The 22,435-nt window shown below is 70.1% G+C and carries 18 protein-coding genes; 16 read left to right on the top strand and 2 right to left on the bottom strand.

Going from position 1 to position 22,435, the window contains the following annotated elements:
* Positions 1-76: 76 nt before the first annotated feature.
* The 13 genes from EVS81_RS11490 (at position 77) to EVS81_RS11545 (ending at position 13,560) form a co-directional block, all read left to right on the top strand.
* A complete protein-coding gene (locus tag EVS81_RS11490) occupies positions 77-394 on the top strand; it encodes a WXG100 family type VII secretion target (protein ID WP_130110511.1) in 318 nt (105 codons plus the stop codon).
* A 43-nt stretch (positions 395-437) separates the two neighbouring features.
* Positions 438-728, top strand: a complete 291-nt coding sequence (locus EVS81_RS11495) for a WXG100 family type VII secretion target (RefSeq protein ID WP_130110512.1) — start codon at positions 438-440, stop codon at positions 726-728.
* Between the two features lie 44 nt (positions 729-772).
* Entirely contained in the window at positions 773-2,080 is a 1,308-nt protein-coding gene (locus EVS81_RS11500) for a hypothetical protein (RefSeq protein ID WP_130110513.1), read from the top strand.
* Positions 2,077-2,586, top strand: coding sequence for a hypothetical protein (locus EVS81_RS11505; RefSeq protein ID WP_130110514.1), 510 nt, complete (start codon positions 2,077-2,079; stop codon positions 2,584-2,586). The genes EVS81_RS11500 and EVS81_RS11505 overlap by 4 nt, the downstream gene beginning before the upstream one ends.
* A 37-nt stretch (positions 2,587-2,623) precedes the next feature.
* Positions 2,624-3,268, top strand: coding sequence for a hypothetical protein (locus EVS81_RS11510; protein ID WP_130110515.1), 645 nt, complete (start codon positions 2,624-2,626; stop codon positions 3,266-3,268).
* Between the two features lie 28 nt (positions 3,269-3,296).
* On the top strand, positions 3,297-3,425 hold the full coding sequence (locus EVS81_RS16185; RefSeq protein WP_276319063.1) for a hypothetical protein: 129 nt from the start codon (positions 3,297-3,299) through the stop codon (positions 3,423-3,425).
* A 198-nt stretch (positions 3,426-3,623) separates the two neighbouring features.
* A complete protein-coding gene (locus tag EVS81_RS11515; RefSeq protein WP_130110511.1) occupies positions 3,624-3,941 on the top strand; it encodes a WXG100 family type VII secretion target in 318 nt (105 codons plus the stop codon).
* Between the two features lie 43 nt (positions 3,942-3,984).
* Positions 3,985-4,275, top strand: coding sequence for a WXG100 family type VII secretion target (locus EVS81_RS11520; RefSeq protein ID WP_130110512.1), 291 nt, complete (start codon positions 3,985-3,987; stop codon positions 4,273-4,275).
* A 149-nt stretch (positions 4,276-4,424) separates the two neighbouring features.
* The gene (locus tag EVS81_RS11525) at positions 4,425-4,793 is read left to right on the top strand and encodes a hypothetical protein (protein ID WP_130110516.1); all 369 of its coding nucleotides are present in this window, start codon (positions 4,425-4,427) and stop codon (positions 4,791-4,793) included.
* Positions 4,787-6,256: a S8 family serine peptidase gene (locus EVS81_RS11530; protein ID WP_130110517.1), complete on the top strand. Its 1,470-nt coding sequence runs from the start codon at positions 4,787-4,789 to the stop codon at positions 6,254-6,256. The genes EVS81_RS11525 and EVS81_RS11530 overlap by 7 nt, the downstream gene beginning before the upstream one ends.
* Before the next feature lie 14 nt (positions 6,257-6,270).
* A complete protein-coding gene (locus tag EVS81_RS11535; RefSeq protein ID WP_130110518.1) occupies positions 6,271-7,599 on the top strand; it encodes a hypothetical protein in 1,329 nt (442 codons plus the stop codon).
* Positions 7,596-11,588: a type VII secretion protein EccCa gene (eccCa, locus tag EVS81_RS11540; RefSeq protein WP_130110519.1), complete on the top strand. Its 3,993-nt coding sequence runs from the start codon at positions 7,596-7,598 to the stop codon at positions 11,586-11,588. The genes EVS81_RS11535 and eccCa overlap by 4 nt, the downstream gene beginning before the upstream one ends.
* Positions 11,589-11,703: 115 nt before the next feature.
* A complete protein-coding gene (locus tag EVS81_RS11545) occupies positions 11,704-13,560 on the top strand; it encodes a DUF5684 domain-containing protein (RefSeq protein ID WP_130110520.1) in 1,857 nt (618 codons plus the stop codon).
* 388 nt (positions 13,561-13,948) lie between these two features.
* On the opposite strand, the gene putP is transcribed toward EVS81_RS11545, so the two are convergent.
* Both putP and EVS81_RS11555 read right to left on the bottom strand, forming a co-directional pair.
* Entirely contained in the window at positions 13,949-15,439 is a 1,491-nt protein-coding gene (gene putP, locus EVS81_RS11550) for a sodium/proline symporter PutP (RefSeq protein WP_130110521.1), read from the bottom strand.
* Between the two features lie 118 nt (positions 15,440-15,557).
* Positions 15,558-19,127 (bottom strand): proline dehydrogenase family protein, encoded by a 3,570-nt coding sequence (locus EVS81_RS11555; RefSeq protein WP_130110522.1) that lies wholly within the window; start codon positions 19,125-19,127, stop codon positions 15,558-15,560.
* 137 nt (positions 19,128-19,264) lie between these two features.
* On the opposite strand from EVS81_RS11555, the gene EVS81_RS11560 reads away from it, so the two are divergent.
* From EVS81_RS11560 to EVS81_RS11575, 3 genes are all read left to right on the top strand, one after another.
* Positions 19,265-20,179 (top strand): LysR family transcriptional regulator, encoded by a 915-nt coding sequence (locus EVS81_RS11560; protein WP_130110523.1) that lies wholly within the window; start codon positions 19,265-19,267, stop codon positions 20,177-20,179.
* 68 nt (positions 20,180-20,247) lie between these two features.
* Complete coding sequence (locus EVS81_RS11565) at positions 20,248-20,943, top strand: endonuclease/exonuclease/phosphatase family protein (protein WP_130110524.1); 696 nt, start codon at positions 20,248-20,250, stop codon at positions 20,941-20,943.
* Between the two features lie 347 nt (positions 20,944-21,290).
* Positions 21,291-22,289 (top strand): hypothetical protein, encoded by a 999-nt coding sequence (locus tag EVS81_RS11575; RefSeq protein ID WP_165384255.1) that lies wholly within the window; start codon positions 21,291-21,293, stop codon positions 22,287-22,289.
* Positions 22,290-22,435 lie beyond the last annotated feature (146 nt).

Raw genomic sequence — 22,435 nt, forward strand, 5'->3', positions numbered from 1 at the left:
GTCTGGGTTTGGTTTGGCGTAGCGTCGTGGGTGGTTGTTGTGGTTTCGGGTTGGTTGTTGTGGAGGGGGAGTTGTGATGGCTCAGACGATTTCGGCTGAAGAGGGGGCTCTGCGTCGGGGGCAGCAGGCGGTTGCCGATGCGAAGTCGGGGATTGATCAGCAGACGAAGAAGGTGCGTGGCGATATCGAGCAGTTGCGCGGGTATTGGACGGGTTCGGCTGCGGGGGCGTTCACGCAGTTGATGCAGCGTTGGGATGCGGAGACGGTGAAGCTGAACAACGTGCTGCTGGATCTGGAGAATGCGTTGCGCGGGACTGAGCAGGATCAGGCGGCGACGGAGCAGGAGCAGCAGCAGGCCATTTCGGGTCTGGGTGCGATGATGTCGGGCCGGTGAGGGTTCGGGTCGCTGTTCGAGGGGATGTCAGAGGAGTATGAATATGCAGTCGATGTCGGTGCAGACGGCGCAGGTGAGTGCGCTTGCGGCGCAGATTCGGAACGGGTCGCAGGGGATTCGTTCGGAGATCGAGCGTCTGGAGTCCGAGGTGGCGAAGTTGCGGGGTGCGTGGAGTGGTGAGGCGCAGCACTCGTATGATGCTGCGCAGCGTGAGTGGACGAAGTCGTTGGGGGAGTTGCAGGCGTTGTTGGAGCGGATTTCGGGGAGTACGGAGCAGATCGCTCAGACGTATACCGCGAGTGATGCACGCAATGCCGGCCGTTTTGCCGGCTGACGCACGGCACGAGAACAGCTCTACGCTCGCGGGGAGGCAGACGAGTGGCGGACTACGGGGAGATCTCGACCATCATCGGTGAGATGAAGCGTGCGGCGATCGATTCGTTCATGGCGAATCAGGGATGGTTCGTGGACTACGAGTACTCGGACCGCTATGCCCTCTGGGGGTTCATTCCGAGCTGGTACCGACGGCCGGAGGAGAACGGCGAGGGCGGCGGCGAGCGGATCGCGGTGGGGAGCGACTCGCTGGTGGAGGGCTTCACCAACATCAGATCCCGTATCGATGGAGCGACGAGCAAGTGGGTCGGGTTGCCGACCGGGGCCGGAGCCTCGGACGGACAGGAATCGGCGAACTCGGTGGCGACGGAGTTCGGTGCCGCCGCATCAGGGGGGAGCGCGATCGCCGACGGCGAGGTCGAGAAATCGATCGACACGATCAGCAACACCGTCGTCAGCAATGTGCGCGGTTCCTTCAAGGCGCCGTTCCTCGACAAGTACGATGCGCAGTTCGCGAAGATCGTCGGGGGGCTCGGAGCTGCGAGTGCGCTTCTGCAGACCGCCTACGCCGCGGAGGGGGCCATCTGGCCGGCGGCCCGACAGGACGCGGTCGACATCTGCGACAGCGCGCGCAACGCCTTTCGTCTCAACGCGAAGCAGAGCGCTGAAGAGGTCCGCGACTTCGCGTTCGGCGTCATCGGAGCAGTGGCCGGAGTCGTGACCACGGTGGCGAGCGCCGGAACGGCCGCGCCCATCGTGACGCTGCTGAATCTCGCGAAGAACGCTTCGGATGCCGTGGGCAAACTCGATGCGGCGGCGAATATCGCCACCGACAGCTACGACTCGATCATCGAGTCGCTCGAGTCCGCATCTCGAAGCCTCGACGAGGTCGTCACCGAGCAGGAGGGTGCGGTTCGCGACATGACCGAGAGCGCGGGCGAGGTCATCTCGACGGAGAACGAGAGCTTCAACCTCGACGCCTACGCGCTGCGAACGTTTCCGACGGACAACACGATCTCGCTCGATCGCAGCGAGGCCGATACGGTCGTCTTGAACATGGACCGCCTCATCACCGCGATGAGCTCTGCGACGACAGCGGTAAGTTCGATCCCGGGTGACGCGTTCCTGCGCCGGGACCCGGGGGTCGGCTTGGGCGCGACCGGGCCGTACGCGCAGATCAGCCGGCTGCACGAACTGGTGTCTCAGTCCCTCACCTCCACGCGCAACGAGTACGAGCGAGGCCGAGATCTGTTCCAGGCGGTCGTTGACGACTACTTCGCGACTGAGGGCGAAGCCGAAGCCATTGCGCAGGCCCTGCTGCGGGAGCTCGAAACGGAGACTCTGGGATCATGACCCCGACCAGTCGATTCTTCGGGCCCGTCTCGCCCCGAGCCACCTACCGCGTTGTGGAATCCGCGAGCATCCCGAGTGCTCTCAGCGGAGTGGACGATATCCGTCTGGTGCTCGCAGATCCGTTGCACGCGCGGCAGAGCCACCTCGACCAGGCCGATGCGGCGCTCGACTTCTTCGAGCAGTTCGATGCTCGAGCGCGCGACGCCGTCGCCCGTGCGGCCTCGGACGACCTGTCTGTGCCGGGACGCATCTTCGCGGATGCGAGTGTGCTGACTGCCGGGCGGCGGATCACTCCGCAGGAGTTCGCGAACGGCTTGCGCGTGACCTCCGTCGTCGTCTCGCCTGACGGAGGGGACGGTTCTCCTGACCGGCTCGCTGTGACGTATGCGACGTCGCGCGGATCCGTCCAGCGGGTCTTCAGGGCGATCGTTCGAGTGGGATCCGGACTGGTGTTCGCCGAGACGGAGGAGGAGCGAGCATCCGCTGGGAACATCTCGTACCGCTGATCGAGGATCGGAGCGCAGGCCGGTGGGAAGGGAACCGATGACGAGTCGCCGACATCGACGAGGAGACGCCGAACCGCCGCCGGCCGCGTCGGCGCTCGCGATCGCGGCGTGGGCGCTGATCGCCGTGTCGCTGCTCACGACGGTCGTCGGACTGTTCTGGGCTCGGCTGTGGCTCGTCGGCCTGGTGGTCGCGATCGCGGCCTTCGTCGTCAGCGTTGTCGTGGCCCGGCGGGGGCGGCGTGGCTCGGTTCTCGGTGATGCGCGGGTCCTGGTGAGCCTCGTCGCGCTGCTCCTGCCGATCGCGATCGCGATCGCGAGTCTGCTCGGCTGGGCCGGCCGGATGGGGACCGGCCCGAGCGCAGAGGAGCTGAGCATCGAGTTGCGCGCCGAAGCGGAGGGCGACTTCACGGTGACCTATTCCGAGCCGCTCGCGGCGGGTGCCGTGAAGTCGACGACGGTCGAGGCCGACGCATCCGACAGCTTCGAGATCGCGTTCTCCGGCACGAACAGCGAGATCCGGTTCCAGGCGGGAATCTCACCGAACAACATCGGCCCGCAGGCCGTCAGCTGCGAGATCCGGATCAATGGGCGTACGGTCTTGGAGCGTACCGAAGAGGATCGCTTCGTCGACTGCTCCGCGAACCTGCAGCAGCTGTATCGTGAGCAGATCGCGTCGGAGTAGGGGCGTTCGATCCGGCAGGATCGCGCCGGTGGGCAGTCTCATCGCCGTGCTCGTGCTGCCGACCACGGGCGGCAGCACGCGGTTCACGACGGTGCTGCCCGCTCTCCTCGCGACCGACTCGATCCGCGTGGTCGAGGCCGTCTCGTCGCAGGAGTGACCCCGGGCGCACCGCCGGTCGCTTCGATCGACTGTTCCCGGCTGATCGCAGGTGGTATTGCCGGGCCGTGCCGGGTGGCGCGGCCCCCCTGTGTGCGGGGTGTTTTGTTGTCTGGTGTTGGTGTCTGGGTTTGGTTTGGCGTAGCGTCGTGGGTGGTTGTTGTGGTTTCGGGTTGGTTGTTGTGGAGGGGGAGTTGTGATGGCTCAGACGATTTCGGCTGAAGAGGGGGCTCTGCGTCGGGGGCAGCAGGCGGTTGCCGATGCGAAGTCGGGGATTGATCAGCAGACGAAGAAGGTGCGTGGCGATATCGAGCAGTTGCGCGGGTATTGGACGGGTTCGGCTGCGGGGGCGTTCACGCAGTTGATGCAGCGTTGGGATGCGGAGACGGTGAAGCTGAACAACGTGCTGCTGGATCTGGAGAATGCGTTGCGCGGGACTGAGCAGGATCAGGCGGCGACGGAGCAGGAGCAGCAGCAGGCCATTTCGGGTCTGGGTGCGATGATGTCGGGCCGGTGAGGGTTCGGGTCGCTGTTCGAGGGGATGTCAGAGGAGTATGAATATGCAGTCGATGTCGGTGCAGACGGCGCAGGTGAGTGCGCTTGCGGCGCAGATTCGGAACGGGTCGCAGGGGATTCGTTCGGAGATCGAGCGTCTGGAGTCCGAGGTGGCGAAGTTGCGGGGTGCGTGGAGTGGTGAGGCGCAGCACTCGTATGATGCTGCGCAGCGTGAGTGGACGAAGTCGTTGGGGGAGTTGCAGGCGTTGTTGGAGCGGATTTCGGGGAGTACGGAGCAGATCGCTCAGACGTATACCGCGAGTGATGCACGCAATGCCGGCCGTTTCGCCGGCTGACGCACCACACCACCGATGAGGCACGTCGGGCCGCGGCACATGCGCCAGGCCCGGCGTCTTCGCCGTTGCCGCCTGTGCGCCACGAGCACGGTCAATGACTGAGGAACGACCCCGGGGGCGTTCCTGGAATCGAGAGGGGATCTGTACTGATGGCTGGAGGCAAGCGCATCGGTGCGAGCAGTGATGCGGGCGACGAGGTTCGGGCGCTGAGGTCGTACGATCCGGGGGCACCGTCCGAGTCCGAGATGCAGGTCGTGAGCGGGACCGACGCGGCAGCGGGGCGCATCTACCGCAGTCAGATGCAGACGGCGGGCCTCGCGTTCTTCGCCGACTTCTCCCGCCATCTGCGCGAGATCCAATCGGATTGCGAGGCATCCGCTGCGATGATCGAAGAGATGCACGCACTCGACGATGAGATCGCGTCTGCTCTGCGCCACATGGAGGTGCCCGTCGATGCTCCTGCCTCGAGCGAGGCGAGCGAGTCGTCGAGCACCGGTGGAGGGAAGACTTCGTGGTAGAGCGGCGTCCGCGCGCGCTTCTGGGCGCAGGAGCCGTCGCGCTCGGCCTCGTGCTGGGGACGGCGCTTCCCGCACATGCGGTTCTCGACGCTGATCAGCGCGAAACCGGTCTCTGGTACGCCGAGCGGTTGAAGTTCGACGACATCCGTGCGCAGGGTCTGACCGGTGAGGGGCTCACGATCGCGGTGGTCGACGACGCGATCAACCTCGACGCGCCAGAACTCGCGGGGGCGGATATCGAGGTGCGCGGCCAGTTCTGCAAGAACCGGGAGACCGGCGATGCGCTGCCCGCGACGACCGATGATCCGCAGCGGGCGCACGGAACCGATGTGGTCGCGATGCTCGTGGGCAACGGAACTGCCGGCGACGGGGGGCTCGGAAGCCGCGGGATCGTTCCCGGTGCGAAGATCCTGTTCTACGCAGCCGACGGAACGCCCGCGGCCGACGGCGAATGGGAGTGCGAGGCCTACAACCCGGTGACCGAGGAGTACGAGCGGGATCGGGAACCGGCGGACGGTAGCGCGGGCTACGACGAGGCCGACGCCCCGGTGTCCTACCCGCCCGCACTCGCGGTGCGGCAGGCGGTGGAGGACGGAGTCGATATCGTCAGCGTCTCCTCTGTGTCGTCGGTCTGGAACGGGATGTCGTGGTATCCGGTGGGCATCCAGGCGATGCGCGCCGGGGTGCCGCTGGTCGCCGGGACGCTGAATCCGGATGCCGGTGCCGATGACGTTCTGGAGCTGATGCCCGGAGTGATGAACGGTACGGTCGGTGTCGGCGGCGTGGACAACGACGGCAACGTGATTCGCGGCGTCGATCAGGGCTCGGGCCAGGAGCAGGAGACGCGGGGACTGCGCAATCTGGCGTTCGCCGGACCGGCGTATCAGATGCTCGTCCCCTCGGGCGAAGGGGCCTGGCAGCCGGGATACGGATCCGGCACGTCACTCGCGACCCCGCTCGTGGCGGGAACGATCGCGCTCGGCATGGAGCGGTATCCGGAGGCGACGGCCTTCCAAGTGCTGCAGTCCATGGTCCGCACCACCGGGAACGGAGAGGTCACGGATCCGCAGTGGGTGGACGAGCAGTACGGGTACGGCATCGTCAACCCGACCGCGATGCTCGCGCTCGACCCCACGCAGTTCCCCGACGAGAACCCGCTGTTCGTCATGAGCGGCGACGATCCTCGATGCGGGGCAGGAGCTACGAGCGAGGCCACGACCAGTCTCGAGAGCTGCCTCTGGTCGGCCGGCCCCTCAGCAGCGGACGTCTGGCCGCAGGGCGGAGAGACCGAGTCCGGGGCCGAAGCCCCGAGCGGACGCGAAGAGCCGGGCGCGGCACCGGGGCTCTGGATCCTCGGCGGAGCGCTGCTGCTCGGAGTGCTCGCCGCTGCGATCGCGGTCCCCGTCGTGATCGCGCGTTCGCGGCGATCTCGACCGGCCCCGCACCCAGGCGAGACGAACTGAACGGAGGGTTCGAGATGAGCGAAGCATCGAATGAACGGCTGTTGGAGGAGCTCGCGTTCGGCGAGGATTGGCGGATCGATCACCTCGGTCGCTTGATCTCCGCCGTCGACGGGGTGCAGCGGAAGCTGGACGATCTCATCGCCGTGCTTCCCGACAAGTGGTCCGGGGACGCTGCCGACCTCGCGCTCTCGCGCCTGCGGGTGCACCGCGGCAATCTGGGGAAGTTCCGGGGCGTGCTCAACGAGGCGCAGGCTCTCGTCACCGGGATGAGCGAGACGAGCTGTGCAGCATCCTGTGCGAACACCGTGCGCAGGGCCGAGGCGCAGCGGCTGCTCTCCGCGCTTCCCAGCGGTGTGGTGCCCTCCTGGGTGCACGACGCGGTGAACCAGGGCAAGACCGTCGAGGTGCCGTTCTTCGGGACGGTCGACCTGAACCGGGGGACCGAGGCCCTGGCGAACCACCTGGGCGCAGGCCGAGAGGAGGCCGCTCATGCGGCACTCGCCGAGATGACGCGGGTCATCGACACCGAGGCGGCGAAGCTGCAGGCGCTCTCGGTCGAGTACGATCCGCTTCCCACCGGCGACGGATCCACTGAGCCCGTGCCGCCGCTCGAGATCCCGCGGGGCACCGGTCCGGGTGGTCCCGGTGGTGCCGCGGGCGGGCCCGGCGGGCCGTCGGCCTGGGAGCGGCCGTCTTCCCCCGGCCCCGGCGGGTCGGGCGATGGCGGCGGATCCGGCGGCCCCGGCGGCCCCGGGGGATCCGGGGGATCTGGCGGCGGACACGACTCCGGCGCGGATCGTCCGGGCGATTATTCGGGGGTGCCGGGCGATCCGGGCGGCGACGGGCGTCCGGGCGGGAGTGACGGCTCCGGGACAGGTTCGGGTGACGGCCCGGGTCAGCGCCCCAGCATCGACAGCGGGCTCGACGGGTCGACCGTGCGCAGCGGCCTCGGCGCCGCGGGCCTCGGCGCGGTCGGCCTGGCGGCCGGTGCGAGGCTCGCGGGCCTCGGCGGAGCCGCCGGAGGCGCCGCCGGGCTCGGCGGGTCCGGCGCGGCCGGCGTCGCGGGGCTCGGTTCGGCAGGCGGGGGCCTGCGCGGCGCCGCCGTTGCGGCCGGCGCGGGCGGAGCCGGCGGTTCGGGCTCGACCGGATCGGGAACCGGTGCGCGAGGCGGAGCCCGCCCGGGCGGCATGATGATGGGCGCCGCCGGTGCCGGGGGCACCGAGAAGAAGTCGCGCAAGCCCGGCCTCGGCGGATACCTCGCGCCGAAGCTCGAGGACGAGGGCGACCAGGGGCCCGCGGCCCGCGCCTCGCGCGCCGGCAGCCGCGGGGAGCTCTCCGAGTGAGCAGCCGCCTTGCACCGCCGCGGGTGCCCTCGGGAAACGTCGTGCTGCAGGCGCCGCCCGAGATCGAGCCGTCCGACGGCGGCAGCAGCGTGCTCACCTCGATGCTGCCCATGCTCGGCAGCGTCGGGGCGATCATCATGGTCTCGGTCAGCAATGCCGGGCCGACGGGCTGGATCACCGGCGGCATGTTCCTCATCTCGGCGCTCGGCTTCGTCTTCGTCAACGGCTGGCGGCAGCGCGCGAGCCGTCAGGCCGCGATCCTCAGCTCGCGGCGCGAATACCTCGCCTACCTGACCGAACTGCGCAAGACCGTGCGCACTGCCGCCAAGGCGCAGCGCCGCGAGCGCAACTGGCGCTACCCGGCGCCCGAGACGCTGAGCTACCTCGTCGAGGACGGCACGCGGGTCTGGGAACGGGATCCCGGTGCCGACGACCACCTGAGCGTGCGCATCGGCACCAGCGAGCAGCCCCTCTGCCTCACGCTCACGGCCCCCGAGCTGCCGCCCGTGGCCGACCTCGATCCCGTGGCGACCACCGCGGCGCACCGCTTCCTCGTCACTCACGAGACCCAACCCGATCTGCCCGGCTACCTCCGCATCTCCCACTACCGCAGCGTGCAGCTCGTCGGCGAACGGCTCGACGGCATCCGGGGCCTCGCGCGCGGCATGGTCGCGCACCTCGCCGCGCTGCAGAGCCCCGATGACCTGCAGATCGTCGTGCTGGCGAGTCCCGAGGCGCTCCCACACTGGGAGTGGGCGAAGTGGCTGCCGCACACCCAGTCCGCGCGCCTGCGCGACGCGCTGGGCCCTGCGCGCATGATCGGCTCCGACCCGGCAACGCTGCTGCGCATGATGCCCGCGGATCTGCGCGAGCGCCCCCGCTTCACCCGCGACGCCGCGAGCACGGCGACGCCGCACCTGCTCGTCGTGGTCGACGGCGCCGACGTGCCTCCGGGCGACTCGGTGTTCGCCGGAGGCCTGCAGGGGGTGACCGTGCTCGATCTCCCCACCACCTGGGACGACAACGACGACCCGGGCGTCGCGCGCATCCACATCGGCGACGGCACGGCGGAGGTGGCCGAGGGGCGCACGGAGCGCCAGCAGATCACCCCCGATGACATGAGCGTGGTGGAGGCAGAGGCCGTGGCGAGGCGTCTGGCGCCGCTGCACCGTGAGGGCGGCGGAAGCGGCGGCGGTGCCGCCGCGCGCGCCGGCAAGCGGCAGCAGGAACTGCTCGATCTGCTCGATCTGCCCGACGTGCGCGATCTCGATCTGGCCCAGCAGTGGCGGTATCTACCGGAGCGCGACCGCCTGCGCGTGCCGATCGGCCAGGACGCCGACGGTGCACCGCTGATCCTCGATCTCAAGGAATCGGCGTCGCAGGGCATGGGGCCGCACGGGCTCATCATCGGCGCGACCGGTTCCGGCAAGTCGGAGGTGCTGCGCACGCTCGTGCTCTCGCTCGCCCTCACCCACTCGCCCGAGCAGCTCAACTTCGTGCTGGTCGACTTCAAAGGCGGCGCGACGTTCGCGGGCATGGCCGACATGCCGCACGTCTCGGCGATCATCACCAACCTGGGCGAGGAGATCAGCCTGGTGGATCGCATGCAGGACGCCCTGCAGGGCGAGATGGTGCGACGCCAGGAGCTGTTGCGCGCGGCCGGCAACTTCGTGAACGTGGGCGAGTACGAGAGGGCGCGCACGAACGGTCGCGACGATCTCGCTCCGCTGCCCGCCCTGCTCATCGTCGCCGACGAGTTCTCCGAGCTGCTCAGTGCGAAGCCCGAGTTCATCGAGTCGTTCGTCGCGATCGGCCGCCTGGGCCGCTCGCTGCACGTGCACCTGCTGCTCGCGTCGCAGCGCCTGGAGGAGTCGCGCCTCAAAGGACTCGACACGCACCTGTCGTACCGCATCGGCCTGCGCACCTTCTCCGCGGCCGAATCGCGCACGGTGATCGGGGTGCCCGACGCCTACCACCTCCCGCAGGAGCCCGGCGGCGGCCTGCTCAAGGTGGGCAGCGACACCGAGCTCACGCAGTTCCGGGCCGCCTACGTCTCGGGGCCGCCGCCGGCACGTCGGGCCACCGCGCCGCACGACGGCGACCGCGCGAGCGCCGGTGCCGCGCGCATCGTGCCGTTCACCGCTGCCGCGCAGCAGCTGGCGGATCCCGCAGCCGACGCCGCCGAGGCCGAGGCCGCGGCCGCGCGCCGCGCCGCCGAGCTCGTGGCGAAGGAGCCGGCGGAGACCCGAAGCACCTTCGAGCTCGCCGTCGCGAGCATGTCGGGGCTCGGGCCGGCGGCGCACCGGGTGTGGCTACCGCCGCTGGAGGAGCCGGCCACCCTCGACCAGCTGCTGGGCAAGCTCTCGGTCAGCTACGAGCTCGGGGTGCACGCGCCGCGCTGGCGCGAGGGCCGCAGGCTCACGGTGCCGATGGGCATCATCGACGTGCCGCTCTACCAGCGCCGCGATATCCTCTCCCTCGACCTGTCGGGGGCTGCGGGTCACGTCGCGATCGTCGGCGCCCCGCTCTCGGGGAAGAGCACGGCGGCCCGCACGCTCGTCGCATCGCTCGCGCTCACGCACACGCCGAGCGAGGTGCAGTGCTTCGTGATCGACTTCGGCGGCAGCTTCGCCGGGATGCGGGATCTGCCGCACCTCGCCGGGCTCGCGACGCGGGGCGAGCCCGAGGTGATCCGCCGCACGGTAGCCGAGATCTCGTCGCTGCTCAACGCGCGCGAGGCCTTCTTCCGCGAGCACGGCATCGACTCGATCGACACCTACCGGGCTCGGCGCGAGCGCGGTCTTGTCGATGACGGCTACGGAGACATCTTCCTCGTCGTGGACGGGTGGGCGACGCTGCGTGCCGACTACGAGGCGCTCGAGCCCGCGATCCAGCAGATCGCGGCGCGCGGCCTGAGCTTCGGCGTGCACGTGGTGCTGACGGCCAGCCGCTGGCTCGACATCCGCCCCAACATCAAGGACCTGATGGGCGGGAAGATCGAGCTGCGCCTGGGCGATCCGTCGGACTCCGAGATCAACCGCCGTGCGGCCGCGAACGTCACCGCGCTGCCGGGGCGCGGGCTCGACGCGGCGGGTCTGCAGATGCTCACCGCGCTGCCCCGGATCGACGGCGACACCGCCCCGAGCACGCTCGTCGACGGCGTCGAGGATCTGGTCGCGAAGATCAGCAGCGCCTGGCAGCGCGAGCCCGGTCCCAAGCTGCGGCTGCTGCCCGAGCACCTGGCGCTCGACGAACTCCGCGCGCACCCGGCGGTCGATCCGAACCACCTGCTGCTCGGCATCGACGAGGCCGAACTCGCCCCGGTGGGTTTCGATCCTGCGCGAGAGCAGCACCTGTTCCTGTACGGCGACTCGGGATCGGGCAAGTCGTCGATGCTGCGCGGTCTCACCCGGGAGATCGCGCGCCGCTATGCGCCGGGCGACGCCCGCATCTTCATGATCGACTACCGGAGGGCACACCTCGGCGAGATCCCCGACGACTATCTCGGCGCCTACCTCACCACCGCCGACCAGGCCGCGGCGGCCGTCGAGCAGCTGGTCGAGTTCTTCCGCGGGAGACTGCCCGGCCCCGAGGTGACCGCCGAGCAGCTCCGCGCGCGCAACTGGTGGACCGGAGCGGAGGGGTTCATCATGATCGACGACTACGACCTCGTCGCGACCCAGCAGGGCAACCCCGCGGCGCCGCTCGCCCAGCTGCTCGCCCAGGCGGGCGATGTGGGGCTGCACGTGATCGTCACGCGCCGCTCGGGCGGCGCCTCCCGGGCGGCCTACGATCCGATCCTGCAGGGCATGACCGACCTGGGGGTGACCGGGGTGCTGCTCAGCGGAAATCCGGAGGAGGGCCAGCTCATCGGCAAGGTGAAAGCGATCCCGAGCGCGCCCGGCAGGGCCCAGGTGATCTCGCGCGATCGCGGTCACCAGATCGTGCAGCTCGGGTACGTGCCGGCGACGCACGAATCGGGGTCGTGACCGCCGCGGCGGCGGGATTCTGGTTCGCGTGCCGCACCGGTACGCTTGCAGAGGCGAAACAGCGCTGCTCGGCGACTCCCAGATCCCGAGCGGTCGTCACGGAAGCGAGGGATTCATGGACTACGGCACATCGGCGAACGCGGTGAGCGCCGGCCTGTGGGTGGTGCTCGGGATCTGGTCGGTGATCGGTCTCGCCTACTACGTCTGGTATCTCTGGGCGCTCTCCAGGCTGTTTCCGCGGGTGGGTCTGCCCGCGGGGTGGGGCTGGATCCCCGTCTGGAACCAGTGGCAGCTGATCCAGCGCGGCGGATTGCCCGGCTGGCTGGTGCTGCTCGGAATCGTGCCGGGGCTCGGCATCGTGGTGCTGATCGTGTCGATCATCGCGATCCACCGCATCAACGTCGAGCACGGCAAGGGCGGCGGATTCACGGTGCTCGGCGCGCTGCTGCCCCCGCTCTGGGCGACGCTGCTGGCCTCCTACATCGGCGATCTGCAGACCTACGGCGCGGGATACGGCAGCGGCGGGTATCCGGCCTCTTCGCCGGCCTACGGGTGGGGTGCCGGCGGAGGCGCGGCGGCGGGGGCTTCCGGCCCCGCGGGGGGTGCTGCTCCGGGTGCTGCTCCGGGTGCTGCTCCGGCGAACGGATCCGCTGCCGCTCCGTACGCGCCGCCCGCATTCCCGGTCGCGGGTGCTCCCGCGGCGGGTGCGCTGGAGTACGGCGCCCCCGAGGCGTCGCCCCACGGAAGCGACTGGGCCGGTGCGCAGCCGGCGACCGAGACGCCGCAGGATCCGTGGTCCCAGGCGCAGCAGCCCCGGTTCGAGCCTCGGAACCCCTGGGCCCAGGATGGGGCCGCGACGCAGGGGTCCGCGGGACAGAGTCCCAATGTGCAGGGATCCGCGGGACAGGGTGCCTGGGCGCAGGATCCCTGGGCTTCGCAGTCCGGGGAGCCCGGCCGGGCTGCACCGGGTATCGGCGCGCCGGCACCCGGGTCGGCCTCCGTCGGCGAGTGGGGGTTCAGCAACACGACGGAGGGCGATTTCGCCCGGCTCGCTGCCGAGGGATCCCCGGCTCGTCCCCATCAGCCGCTCGGTGCCGGCGACCTGCAGCGACCGTTCTCCTGGCCCGCCGTCGAAGAGACTCGGGTGACGAATCCAGCGCCACCGGCCGCGGCCGGGTCTGCCGAGCCGCGTGCGGCAGCCCCTGCGGCGGCGGCCCCTGCGGCGGCGGCCTCTGCGGCAGCGGCCCCTGCCGAGGGGCCTGCTGTACCGGAGCCTGCTGCGCGCGAGGGTGCGGCGGGCGAGGGGGCTGCGCGCGAGGGTGCTGCTGGCGAGGGTGCTGCGGGCGAGCCGGCACCCGAGCCCGCTCCGCCGGCTGCAGCGCCGCCGGTGCGATCCTGGTCCGATTCGCAGGTGCCCGAATCGCAGGTGCCCGAATCGCGGGTGCCCGAATCGCGGGTGCCCGGATTGGCGCCGGAGGTCGTCCCGGCCGGCCCCGAGGCGACCCCCACCATCTTCGATGCGCCGCAGCCCGTGTCGGTTCCGCAGGCAGCGCCCGTGCCCGCGTTCGTGCCGCAGGCCGCGTCCGTGCCGCAGGCGCGCAGCGCCGATCCCGACGACCTCGAGGATCGCACCGTCGTCGTGCAGCGCCGCGCCCGGTGGGGCATCGAACTCCCCGACGGCGAGGTGCTTGAGCTTCTCGGCGACGACGTGGTGCTGGGCCGGAAGCCGCAGGCGGTCGACGGCGCCCACCCGTTGCAGATCGTCGACCCCACCCGCACGATGTCGAAGACGCACGCCCGCATGCGCCGCAACGGCGAGGACTGGACGATCGAGGATCTCCGGTCGACGAACGGAGTGGCCCTGGTCGACGAGAGCGGAGAGACCGTGCCGCTCGAGTCGGGGCGCGAGTACGAGGTCATCGAGCAGCTGGTGATCGGCACGCTCGCGGTGCGTCTGCGCCGCATCGGCTGAGCTCGGCCCACGCGCGCCCCGCGCCCGCACCCGCCGACCTTGGTGTTCGCGCGTCAGTATGTGTGGCCAAATCGCAGTTTTGGTGACAACTACTGACGCGCGAAGCTCGGTTGTGCGGGCTCAGGCTCGCCCCGCACCCGCACCCGCGCCCGCACCCGCCGACCTTGGCGTTCGCGCGTCAGTATGTGTGGCCAAATCGCAGTTTTGGTGACAACTACTGACGCGCGAAGCTCGGTTGTGCGGGCTCGGTTGTGCGGGCTCGGTTGTGCGGGCTCAGGCGGGCGGGCTCAGGCGGGCGGGCCCCGGCGGGCGGGCTCAGGCGGGCGGGCTCAGGCGGGCGGGCTCAGCCTCGGCCCCCACCCGGACGGGCGGGCCGGGTCGCGCCCGGTCAGCGCTTCCCCACGACCAGCATGGCGCCGGTGTCGGTGAACTCCTGCTCGATGTCGTCGTTGCGGCGGTAGGTGAATCGACTCACCACCACTGCGACGAGCGTCGCGATGATGAAGGCCGGCAGCAGCTCGTAGAGGCCGGTGTCGAACGCCTTCCAGATGAACACGGTGGCCGCGCCCGAGACCATTCCCGCCAGCGCACCCCAGTTGGTGAGCTTGCGCCAGTACAGGCTCAGCAGCACGATCGGGCCGAATGCCGCGCCGAATCCGGCCCAGGCGAAGCTCACGAGGCCGAGCACCGTATCGTTGGGCACCAGCGCCAGCGCTGCCGCGACGACCGCGACGACCAGCACGCACACCCGGCCGAGGATCACCAGCGACCGGTCCGAGGGCGGCGTCTTCCGCACCACCTTGTAGAGGTCCTCGACCAGCGCCGACGAGCACACGATCAGCTGGCTCGAGAAGGTGCTCATGATCGCGGCGAGCACTGCGGCCAGCACCAGCCCCGCGATGAGGGGGTGCAGGAGCGTCTGCGACATCATCAGCAGCACCGTCTCGGGATCGGCGAGATCGATGTCGTACTTGGCGACGTACGCGATTCCGACGAGGCCGGCCAGCACCGCGCCCGCGAGCGACACGACCTGCCAGGTGATGCCGATCCTGCGCCCGGTCTTGGCATCCGCGGGGCTGCGCAGCGCCATGAATCGCACGATGATGTGCGGCTGGCCGAAGTATCCGAGCCCCCACGCGAGGCCCGAGGCGATGCCGATGATGGTCGCGCTGGTCATGCCGCCCTCGCCGAACACGTTGAAGTGGTCGGGGCGCAGCGAGGTGATCAGCTCAGTGGCCTCGCCGACGCCGCCGACCGCGACGATCGCGAACACCGGCACGATGATCACGGCGATGACGAGCATGAGCCCCTGCACGACGTCGGTGAGCGATGCGCCGAGGAAGCCGCCGAACATCGTGTACGCGAGGGTCACGACCGTGACCAGCCCCATGCCGAGGAGGTAGGTGGAGCCGAACGAGCTCTCGAAGAACTTGCCGCCCGCGACCATGCCGGAGGAGATGTAGAGGGTGAAGAAGACGAGGATGATGATGCTCGATGCGACTCGCAGGATGTGGGTGCGGTCGCGCAGCCGGTTCTCGAAGAAGCTCGGAACCGTGATGGAGTTGTTCGACACCTGCGTGTACGCGCGCAGGCGCGGTGCGACGAGGCGCCAGTTGAGGTAGGCGCCGATCGTGAGGCCCACCGCGATCCACCCCTCGATCAGGCCCGCCGCGTACACCGCCCCGGGCAGGCCCATGATGAGCCAGCCGGACATGTCGGAGGCGCCGGCGCTGAGCGCCGCCACCCAGGCCGGCAGGTTGCGGCCCCCGAGCATGTAGTCCTCGTGGTCCGTGGTTCTTCGCGCGGCGAAGACTCCGATCGCGATCATCGCGGCGAAGTAGATGCCGAGAGCGATGAAGAGGTAGGTCTGTTCGGACATCGTCGTCCCTTTCTCGTGGTGGCTGGGGAAGCATGAGCGTCGGGATGGTGCCTCCACCCTGACACAGATCGACCGGCCGCGGGGTCGTGGGCCGGGCCGGTCGATCGGTCGGTCGGGGCTAGATGAGGCCCTCCGAGAGCCGATTCGGGGTGCCGAACCGGTGCGCCGTGATGGAGACCGCCTGCTCCCGCAGATGCGGCAGCATCTCCACGCGCCCGGCCGATACGACCTCTCCCGCGTAGACGGCGATGTCCGGCTTGCCGCCCGAGGCCTCGACGACCGCTGCCGCCTCGTCCTCGCGCGATGCACCGGCGACGATGCGGATGCGCCCGCCGGCCCGGGGGCCTCGGCGCTCGGCGAGCTGGTGCACGCGCGCGGCCCAGGCGGTGGCGTCCTCGAAGCGCACCTCCACGCCGGCCGCGGCGAGCGCCGCGAGGAGCGGCTGCGGCAGTGCGATCGGCGTGCTCACCGCGGGCGTCGATCCCGCCGCGAGACCCGCCGCGATCGCGCGCACGGCGCGGTGCAGCGGGGCGTCGGCGGCGATCCGGATCGTCACCGGCACTGGCAGGTAGCGCAGCAGATTGCGCTCCACGCCGAGCTGGGAGGCGTCGCGCGCGATCCCGAACTCGTCGTCCCATGCCGCGGCGTCCGAGCCGAGCGCGGCCCGGAGCCAGTCGAGCTCCGCCCCGGCCACGCCGGCTTGCTGGGCCGCGGTGAGCAGCGGCGCCGCGGCCGGCCGTGGCGCCCGGAGCTCGCCCGCGACGGGCGCGTCGGTCCAGTCGCCGAGGCCGTGCAGGTAGTTGGGGCCGCCGGCCTTGGTGCCGGCGCCGATGGCCGACTTCTTCCAGCCGCCGAACGACTGCCTGCGCACGATCGCGCCGGTGATGCCCCGGTTGACGTACAGGTTGCCCGCCTCGACGCGCCGCAGCCACAGGGCCAGCTCGTCGCGGTCGAGGGAGTGCAGGCCGCTCGTGAGGCCGTAGTCGATCTCGTTGACCATGTCGATCGCCTCGTCGAGGGTCTCCGCGGTCATGATCCCGAGGATCGGGCCGAAGTACTCGGTGAGGTGGTATTCGGATCCGCGTCGCACCCCGTCGCGCACGCCCGGGCTCCAGAGCTTGCTTCTGCCCTGCGCGTCGCGCGCCAGCGGGCTGTCGCTCTCGACAGGCGCGGGCTCGATGAGCCACTCCTCGCCCGGGCCCAGCGTCGTGAGCCCGCGCAGCAGCTTGCCGTCGGGGGCGTTGATGACCGTGCCCATCTGGGTCTCGAGGTGCTCGGGGGTGCCGACCTTGAGCGATCGGACGGCGTCGAGCAGCTGGCCGCGGAAGCGCTTCGACGTGGCGACGGAGCCGACGAGGATCACGAGAGAGGCCGCTGAGCACTTCTGTCCGGCGTGACCGAATGCCGACAGCGCCACATCCTTCGCCGCGAGGTCGAGGTCGGCGTTCGGGGTGACGATCACCGCGTTCTTGCCGCTGGTTTCGGCGAGGATCGGCAGATCGCTGCGGAATTCGCGGAACTTCACGGCAGTCTCGTACGCGCCGGTGAGGATGAGGCGGTCCACGCGCCGATCGCCGACGAGCCTCGCTCCGAGCTCGCGCTCGTCGAACTGCACGAGCTGCAGTACGTCGCGGGGCACACCGGCCTCCCACAGCGCCTCGACCATCACGGCGCCCGATCGCGCCGAGCTCGCGGCCGGCTTGATGATCACGGAGGATCCCGCAGCCAGCGCCGAGAGCACGCCCCCGGCGGGGATGGCCACGGGGAAGTTCCACGGCGGGATGACCGCGATCAGCTTCTGCCGGCGGAACTCCGCGCCGTCGACCCGGTCGAGCAGCTGGCCGAGCATCGCGTAGTAGTTGGCGAAGTCGATCGCCTCGGACACCTCGGGGTCGCCCTGATCCAGCGTCTTGCCGCACTCCGAGCCCATCACCTCGAGCAGCTCGGCGCGCCTCGCTTCGAGTCGCTCGCCGGCCCGGAAGAGAATGCGCGCGCGCTCATCGGTGCCGAGCGCCTGCCAGCCGTCGGCGGCCGCGACCCCGCGCTCCACGGCTGCGTCGAGCTGCGCCTCGTCGCCGATACGCGACGAGGCGACGAGCTCAGCGCCGAGGCGCGAGTCGACCATGCGGCTGGCGATCCCGCGCCCCCAGGCGCGATTCCCGGGCAGATCGGGATCGGTGTCGGCCGTGTTGTCGAACTCGCCCCGACGGCCGGCTTCGATGCGCGCCTCGATGCGGGCCTCGGCGCCGGCCTCGTCGTACTCGCGCCGATCCTGCACCCGGTTCGGCGGCGGGACCCTGAGCGATGCTTCGGTGCCGTCACCAGTGATGGCCGAGAGATCGTCGAGCGACGCGAGGAAGCGCTGCTTCTCGCGCTCGAACAGGGCGGGGCTGTCGTTCAGCTCGAACACGGCCGACATGAAGTTCTCCTGGCTGGCCCCCTCCTCGAGGCGGCGGATCAGGTAGGCGATCGCCACGTCGAACTCCTGGGGATGCACCACCGGCGTGTAGAGCAGCAGGGATCCGACCTCGCGCTTCACGGCCTCGGCCTGCCCGGTGGCCATGCCGAGCAGCATCTCGAACTCGATGCCGGCCTGCGCCCCGCGCGCCTTCGCGAGGAGCCAGGCGAGGGCCACGTCGAAGAGGTTGTGGCCCGCGACGCCGATGCGCACGTTGCGCACCCGCTCCGGGGTGAGCGCGTAGTCGATCACGGCCTTGTAGCTCGTGTCCGAATCCTGCTTGGTGCCCCAGGTGGCGACCGGCCAGCCGTGGATCGCGGCGTCGACGTGCTCCATCGGCAGGTTGGCGCCCTTCACGATGCGCACCTTGATGGGGGCCCCGCCGCCCGACACGCGCGCCGCGGCCCACTCCTGCAGATCGATCATCGCGCCGAGCGCGTCCGGCAGGTACGCCTGCAGCACGATGCCGGCTTCGAGCTCGGCGAACTCGGGGCGTTCGAGGATGCGCTTGAAGACCGCGATGGTGAGGTCGAGGTCCTTGTACTCCTCCATGTCGAGGTTGATGAACTTCTTCGGGGAGGCGGCGTTCGCCCGCTCGAAGAGGGGCACGAGCTGCTCCTCGATGTGCGCCACGGCCTCGTCGAACGCCCAGTGGTTGTGCGGCGCCACCGTCGACGAGACCTTGATGGACACGTAGTCGACGTCGTCGCGGGCGAGCAGCGCGTGGGTCCCGGCGAGACGGCGCTCGGCCTCGCGCTGCCCGAGGATCGCCTCGCCCAGCAGGTTGATGTTGAGGCGCACGCCGTCGCGCGTGACCTTCGCGATCGCCGGCCCGAGCCTGGCATCGCTCGCGTCGATGATGAGGTGGCTCACCATCTGCCGCAGCACCTTGCGGGCGATCGGCACCACGATTCCGGGCAGGGGCTTCGCGAGGGCGCCTCCGAGACCGATCGCGCCCCGCATGGGCGCGGGCAGGAACGCCGGGGTGAGGGGGGTGAGCTCGTTGAGCTTCTTCGCCGCCGCGCTCAGGTCTTCGGGGCGCACGACCCCGTCGACGAAGCCGACGGTGAAGTCGAGGCCGTTCGGATCGCGCAGCACGCCGGCGAGGCGTTCGGCCGAGGGGTCCGCGGGAACCTCGGCGGCTTCGCGCAGCCAGCGCTGCACGAGCCGGACGGCCTCGTCGGCGAGGTCCTGGGGGCGGGTGGCGGTGCCTGCGACGCGACTGCTCACTGGTGGCCTTTCTCGATGACGCTGGGCGTCGGTGCAACTGGACGTTGAGGCCAGTGTGCGGCTTCTGGAGTATGAAGTACAGCGATGCTTTTTGTAGAATAAAGTGAAGTAAAACTGATGCTGTCGGCGGGAGTGCGATGCTGGACGTGAAACGGCTGCGGCTGCTGTGGGAGCTGCACGCGCGCGGCACGATCGCTGCGGTGGCCGATGCGCTCAACTACAGCCCCTCCGCGGTCTCGCAGCAGCTCGCAGTGCTGGAGCGCGAAGCGGGCGTGCCGCTGGTGCGCAAGGCGGGACGCACGCTGGAGCTCACCGCCGCGGGCGAGGTGCTGGTCGGCGAGACGGAGGAGCTGCTCGCGGCCCTCGAACGCGCCGAGTCCGCACTGCATCGCGCCCGCGCCGAGGTGGCGGGAACGATGCGGGTCGCGGCGTTCCAGACGGCCGTGCTCGCCATCATGCCCGGGGCGCTGCGTCGCCTGCGCGAGCGGTATCCCGCACTGCGCGTCGAGGTGGTGCAGTACGAACCCGGCGCCGCCCTCCTCGAGACCTGGGCGCGCGGCTTCGATCTCGTGGTGGCCGAGCAGTACCCGGGGCACTCGACCCCGCACTTCCCCGGGCTCGACCGGCAGCCGCTGACGCGGGATCCGATCCGGCTCGGCCTTCCGCCGCTCGGCGCCGGAGACACCCGGTTCGACCGGGCAACGGAGCTGTCCGACCTCGCCGAACTGCCCTGGGTCATGGAACCGCACGGGGCCGCGACGCGCCACTGGGCCGAGCAGGCCTGCCGCAGTGCGGGCTTCGAGCCGGACGTGCGCTTCGAGACCGCCGACCTGCAGGCGCACCTGAGGCTGATCCAATCGGGCAACGCGGTCTCGCTGCTCCCCGGCCTCGTGCACGCGGGGGCCGCGGCCGACGTGCGGCTGCTGCCGCTGCCGGAGGATCCGCACCGCAGCATCTTCACTGCGACGCGCTCGTCCCGGGGTTCGCACCCCGCGCTCGCCGCCGTGCGCGAGGCGCTCGCCGCAGAGTCCTCGGAGCTGCGGTTCGGGTGACATTCAGAACGGCGGCGGTAAAGTGGGTGCCGTCGGGAGCCCGGCACTACCCGAGGAAGGGGCGCGATATGAAGGTCGTCAGCTACAACCTGCGGAAGAACAGAGCCGTTGCCGAGATCGGCGCCCTCGCCGACGATCACGAGGTCGACGTGCTCTGTCTGCAGGAGGCCGAAGCGATCGCGTTGCCCGCGCACCTCGGCCACCTGTCGCTGGTGCACGCGACCGAGCGCAATCGGCTGGGGCTGGCGATGTACGTGCGCGAGGAGCGGTTCCGCACCCGTTCGGCGCACACCTTCCAGCTGAAGAAGTCGCTCCACGACCGCCTGCTCGCCCCCGCCCACGAACGGCTGCTGGGCGCGCGGATCCACGACCTCGAGACCGAGCGTGACCTGGTCGTCGCCTCCTTCCACGCCGCTCCGCTGACGGCGCTCAACTCGCTGCGCCGCTACCAGATCCACACCGCGCTCGCGCAGCTGCGCCAGCTCGGGCCCGGCCTTCCAGCGCTCATGGTCGGCGACTACAACTACCCGGTGTTCAAAGGACGTCTCGATACCGAGATGCGGGATCACGGCTACGAGCTCAGCCTGAGCGACAAGCGCACCTACACCCGCTACAAGATGTTCCGCGGGCACTTCGACTTCGCCACCTCCTCAGGGCTCGACATCAACCGGGTCGAAACACTGCAGCGCGGCCTCTCCGACCACCTGCCGATCCTCGTCTCCGCCTCGCTGCGCGCGGACACGCTGGTGCCCGTCCCGGCGTGAGCCCGGGCGCCCGCCGCCCGCCGCCCGCCCGGGCGCCCGCCGCCCGCCGCCCGCCCGGGCGCCCGCCGCCCGCCGCCCGCCCGGGCGCCGTCCCGTCCCCGCCCGGGCGCCGTCCCGTCCCCGGCGAAACCGAGCTCATTGTTCGAACCCGACTCGTTCAGCGCTGATAATTCGGTCAGTCTCGCACGAACGGCTCGGATTCAGCGGCAGAGGGCGAACGAGCCGCTTGAACCACCGCAACTCGAGCTTCGCCCACAGGGAGCTGATTTTGGCGCGCCGGCGGGAATACAATCACATGGGCAGGTTCGGCGGCGCGACCCGGATCGCTTTCGCGAGACGCTTGTCCGATGGAGCATCTGGAACGTATTCGGACTGTCCGCGGGCGACTCTGGTTCAGACGGCACCTCCTCGGTGGTGAGTACGGTGATCCGGAGCTGCGCTTCGCGGTCTCGAGCGGCGTGGCCGTGCGGGTAGTGCGTGGATGCTACGTGGACGCCAAGGTCTGGAAGGCGATGCGACCCGAAGATCGATTGCTCGCCAGGACGCTCGCGGTCGCCGGGTTGGCGGGAGAGCGGCAACCGGTGTTCTCGCACCTCTCCGCTGCGGTGATCTGGGGGCTTCCGGTGTACTTCCGGCATCGTGGGCAGGCCGATCGGGTGCACCTGCTCATGGATCGTTCGGCGCCGGGCAGGAGCTCCGCGACGGTGCTGAGGCACGTCGGGGACCTTGCGGACGAAGAGCTCTGCGTGGTCGAGGGGTTGCGCGTCACCTCTCTGACGCGCACGGTGGTGGACCTCTCCCGGTCGGCGCCCGCGGAGACGGCGATCGGGTGCGCGGACGCCGGGCTTCGCGTGCTGTTCGGTTCGAGGCGCGACGGGCGCCTCGACGATGTCGAGGCCTGGAAGGAGGAGCAGTACCGTCTTCTCGGTGATATGCGAGGGATGCGGGGTGTCGCAGAGGCGCGCAGAATGTTGCGGATCGCGGATCCGCGTGCCGACTCCGTCGCCGAGAGCGTGAGCCGCTTGCAGTTGGTCCGGCTGGGGATTCCGCACGAGATCCAGGCGCATGTGGCCGGGTTGGACGGCGAGAACTACTGGATGGATTTCGATTTCATCGGGCAGCGGACGTTCGGTGAGATGGACGGCACGGTGAAGTACACGGACCAGAAGTACATGCGCGGCCGCACCCTCGAAGAGGTGCTGCTCGAGGAACGGGAGCGCGAGGCTCAGGTGAAGGGGATCACGCGGAAGGACTTCGTACGGTGGGGATGGAGCGCGATCCCGACGGCTCGGCGGTTCGGCCGTGTGCTTCGCGGGTTCGGCCTCGACGTGCCGGGCCTGGGATGAATCGGTGCGATCTGAGTGCGCCCGCTCCGCCGAAACCGAGTCCATTGTTCGAGCCTGAGCCTTCTTGCGCGGATAATTCGGTCGGTTTGGAACACTGGGCTCAGTTTCGGTGGATCGGGCGGGGGGGGCGGCACGGCCGGGCCGGG

It is taken from the genome of Leucobacter triazinivorans, assembly GCF_004208635.1.
Lineage (GTDB): Bacteria > Actinomycetota > Actinomycetes > Actinomycetales > Microbacteriaceae > Leucobacter > Leucobacter triazinivorans.

Coding starts and splice junctions, on each gene's coding strand:
- EVS81_RS11490 (WP_130110511.1), top strand. CDS start 77: ATGGCTCAGACGATTTCGGCTGAAGAGGGGGCTCTGCGTCGGGGGCAG.
- EVS81_RS11495 (WP_130110512.1), top strand. CDS start 438: ATGCAGTCGATGTCGGTGCAGACGGCGCAGGTGAGTGCGCTTGCGGCG.
- EVS81_RS11505 (WP_130110514.1), top strand. CDS start 2,077: ATGACCCCGACCAGTCGATTCTTCGGGCCCGTCTCGCCCCGAGCCACC.
- EVS81_RS11510 (WP_130110515.1), top strand. CDS start 2,624: ATGACGAGTCGCCGACATCGACGAGGAGACGCCGAACCGCCGCCGGCC.
- EVS81_RS11515 (WP_130110511.1), top strand. CDS start 3,624: ATGGCTCAGACGATTTCGGCTGAAGAGGGGGCTCTGCGTCGGGGGCAG.
- EVS81_RS11520 (WP_130110512.1), top strand. CDS start 3,985: ATGCAGTCGATGTCGGTGCAGACGGCGCAGGTGAGTGCGCTTGCGGCG.
- EVS81_RS11525 (WP_130110516.1), top strand. CDS start 4,425: ATGGCTGGAGGCAAGCGCATCGGTGCGAGCAGTGATGCGGGCGACGAG.
- EVS81_RS11535 (WP_130110518.1), top strand. CDS start 6,271: ATGAGCGAAGCATCGAATGAACGGCTGTTGGAGGAGCTCGCGTTCGGC.
- EVS81_RS11545 (WP_130110520.1), top strand. CDS start 11,704: ATGGACTACGGCACATCGGCGAACGCGGTGAGCGCCGGCCTGTGGGTG.
- putP (WP_130110521.1), bottom strand. CDS start 15,439: ATGTCCGAACAGACCTACCTCTTCATCGCTCTCGGCATCTACTTCGCC.
- EVS81_RS11560 (WP_130110523.1), top strand. CDS start 19,265: ATGCTGGACGTGAAACGGCTGCGGCTGCTGTGGGAGCTGCACGCGCGC.
- EVS81_RS11565 (WP_130110524.1), top strand. CDS start 20,248: ATGAAGGTCGTCAGCTACAACCTGCGGAAGAACAGAGCCGTTGCCGAG.
- EVS81_RS11575 (WP_165384255.1), top strand. CDS start 21,291: ATGGAGCATCTGGAACGTATTCGGACTGTCCGCGGGCGACTCTGGTTC.